A 3,161-nucleotide genomic window follows, 5' to 3' on the forward strand; every position below is an offset into this window, starting at 1 on the left:
GGTGCAAAAACAATGGAGGGCAACGCGGCTTCGTTCGGTTGAGTCGTGGTATCCATAGGCTGATATGACTAGGATAGTGCAGGCTGCCAATGTCCGCTTGTGGCCGGTTTGAGACCGAGCGCTTTCGCGCCCGATAGCTGCCGGCCGGCTTTCGGTCACGATGGACGCCCACAAAGGGTCTAGACGTCGCTACCTGGTGGGAAGCAGACGTTAAAGGATGACACCTTGACGATATGCCAGCTTCGCAGATCCACGCACTTTCTCGCCGCGCTTTGTGACTTCGAGGCTAATCCGCGCTCGATCAAGGCGGGTAAGTAATACTCCAAGGCAGTCGTACTTCCGCATGTCATGTTCCGCGTCAGTCTCGACGTGAATGTCTATGCGACTAGGGTCAGGGCCGAAATTGCGAATAACTGCCTCTGCTCCATAGAAGCGCTGCACCGTTTCCTTGACAAACTTGATTTCCCACTGCGACAAAGGCGCTGGAGTTCTGGGAGGCATTGGGGGTGATGCGACCGGCATATGGCTTGTTAACACACGACTCAAAGTCCGCAATTGGCCGACTGCTGACTGTCCGCTTCCCCACCCAAAAGCTGCCGTCGCAGAAGGGACCCCTTTTGCGACGCGGCCCGTGCCAGCTTGGATTCTCGAAACTCGATCCTTTTCGAGAAAGCAAGCCTAGCGCGCGAGGGACGGAGACCAGGTAGTGTCAAAATGCTGCGTTCTGGGTCAAACTCCTGTCACAGAATGATGACCCGCGGCGAGGTGCCTCGGCTGCTAGCGGTCGGGTTTTGGTGTCAAAGGACACGGATAACTTGCAAGCGCTTGTAATCGCTACAGTAATCGTTCTGGCGTGCCGGATCGCTCCCACACTTGCTACCACATGCCGTTATGACCGCGTGCGGTTCTGCGCGATCGCTCGTGGCAGTGACGACGTTTGAGTGCTCGATTCGCGTTCCAGATTGCAATACCGGCTGTAGCGAGGCACCGATAACCTTCGGGCTGATCAAAGCGGAGGTGGATATGGTTCGTGCGGACCTCGTAACACTACTGGGAGCCCAACATCCCGACCTCCCGACTCGCGAAATCGAAGCGATCGTATCGGCTTTCTTCGACACGATCACTGCGCGCTTGGTCGACGGCGGGCGTGTCGAGATCCGGGGCTTCGGATGTTTCAGCACTCGCGACCGCGTCGCTCGCGCTGCTCGCAACCCGCGGACCGGTGAACGGATAGAGGTCGATGCCAAGCGGCTTCCGCATTTCGTGCCAGGAAAGGACTTGCGGAAACGCGTCGCCGACTTTGTCGCGGTGATCGACTAAGTACAATGACGTACTAAAGGGAAGCTGGATCGCCGGGTACCCCGATATGGTACACGTCCGACGCAACAAACATGCAACGAATCTCAAAAGATTGTGTATGTTTTGTACGGGGATCTTATCGAAATGAACTATAAAACTGCTTTTTGGGCTAGGTCACATGTTCGTTCGATAGGGGCGACGATTGCCGTGGCCTGTTCCATTCTAGCTTTGCAGTTCTTGATCGGTGGAGGGCAGCTCAGCCCCGCGACCGCAGCGCTCTTGGCCGATCCGCTTGCGATTCTCTCGGGGCGATCGCCGGGGGCGCGGTCAAGTGGTGCGCTCCTGCAATCGAAGCACGCGTATGCGCGCGATCGGACGAGCGACAAGTCCATCGGCCCGGCAGCTCCTTCCGAACGCGTTCTTTCAAATGTGCGGACGCGTCCACCTGTTGCTGTGCCGCTAACAGAGACTGGGTTGATCCCGGGTGTACCGGTCGGCGATTTGATCATTCCCGATGATGCCGTCACGGCCTTTCCCGCCGGCTTGCCAGCGACTGGCAGCGGTATCGGCGGGGGCGGCTTCCAGGGAACGGGTGCCGGTGTCGGAGGCGCCCCTGGCGGCGGCGGCGGGGGTAACGGAGGTGGTGTTCCCTCGGTCCCCTCCGCCGTTCCTGAACCCTCGACCTGGGCCCTGATGCTGACGGGATATTTCTTGGTCGGCATCTTGTATCGGCGTCGCCGCAAAAGCGCGTCTACAGTACCCCCCGCTGCCAATACCGTGCGCTGACGCACTTGCAGACAATGCGTATCGTTCTGGCCGTAATGGGTGTCGCAACCCTGGTCGCCGTATCGTTTCTTGTCCCGGCTTTCGGGCCACCCCACGGGGCGAGTCCCGCGGGACCGGTGGCGCCGATCTCCAGCGGCGACCGGATTACCTATCCCGCGAATGGGTATCCCGCCCTCGTCCTGCCGGATGGCAAGAGCGAACGGATCAAGAGCTTGTTGAACAGCCAGCGACCGATACGGTTCGGGGACTATATCTGGAACGATGCGGGCGTCCCTGACGGTCCGGTATGGGTACGGGTCGACCTGTCGCGCCAGACGCTGTCGGTGTTTCGCGGAGGGAACGAGATCGGTACGACCGTGGTGCTGTTTGGCGCCGACGGAAAACCAACCCCAAGAGGCGTCTATCCAGTGTTGGCGAAGGCCGAAACGCACCGGTCGTCGCTGTACGACGCCGAGATGCCCTTCATGTTGCAGCTGACTGGCGACGGGGTTGCGATCCACGCCAGTACCGTTCGTGAGGGTTCGGCGACCCACGGGTGCATCGGCGTGCCGCTCGATTTCGCACGGCTTCTGTACGGGCAGATGAAGGTTGGCGATCGGGTCGCAATTTTGGCAACCTGAATACTCGGGTGAGCAATGATCCCGGCTTCGTGACGTCCAGGAACGTTGGAGTGCACCGATGGACGCCGGAAGACTTGCCATCGACCTTGCCGCCAACGATAGGCGCTGAAGATGAGAAATCGCGCAGCGCGCTCGAGGTTGGTCAGCGTGTCCGGCGCGGCCGCGCGCAGCCGATCAAGCTCGGCTCGGCTGGTGGTCTGCCATTTCAGCACGTCCATGAGCCAGACACGCAGGTTGCGGGAGGCGAGTTAGATCAGCAATGGTCTCCTTCCGCGCCGGCATGCCGCGACGCGGAACGTATCGGAAAGTCCGGTCCGGAAACGGCGGCAACCCCATCGGGTCGGGGGACCCCAAGCTCCACTATTCGGGGGCACTGGCGTTCCGCCCTAAACTGGTCGATTGCCTCCAGCGTTGTTGTGCCGGCAGAATGCCCTACGGCGTATCGGCCGATTGTAG

General features: G+C 60.2%; 3 protein-coding genes. All 3 read left to right on the plus strand.

What is annotated here, in order from left to right; genetic code table 11:
* Positions 1–1,023: 1,023 nt before the first annotated feature.
* The 3 genes from RI03_RS23130 to RI03_RS20700 all read left to right on the plus strand — a co-directional run bounded on the left by RI03_RS23130 (position 1,024) and on the right by RI03_RS20700 (position 2,705).
* Complete coding sequence (locus RI03_RS23130) at positions 1,024–1,320, plus strand: HU family DNA-binding protein (RefSeq protein ID WP_010219668.1); 297 nt, start codon at positions 1,024–1,026, stop codon at positions 1,318–1,320.
* Between the two features lie 123 nt (positions 1,321–1,443).
* On the plus strand, positions 1,444–2,085 hold the full coding sequence (locus RI03_RS25450) for a PEPxxWA-CTERM sorting domain-containing protein (protein ID WP_138995786.1): 642 nt from the start codon (positions 1,444–1,446) through the stop codon (positions 2,083–2,085).
* Between the two features lie 116 nt (positions 2,086–2,201).
* Positions 2,202–2,705 (plus strand): L,D-transpeptidase family protein, encoded by a 504-nt coding sequence (locus RI03_RS20700; RefSeq protein ID WP_238542485.1) that lies wholly within the window; start codon positions 2,202–2,204, stop codon positions 2,703–2,705.
* Positions 2,706–3,161 lie beyond the last annotated feature (456 nt).

Origin of the sequence: Sphingomonas sp. PAMC 26621 (assembly GCF_000251145.1) — a bacterium.
GTDB lineage: Bacteria > Pseudomonadota > Alphaproteobacteria > Sphingomonadales > Sphingomonadaceae > Sphingomonas.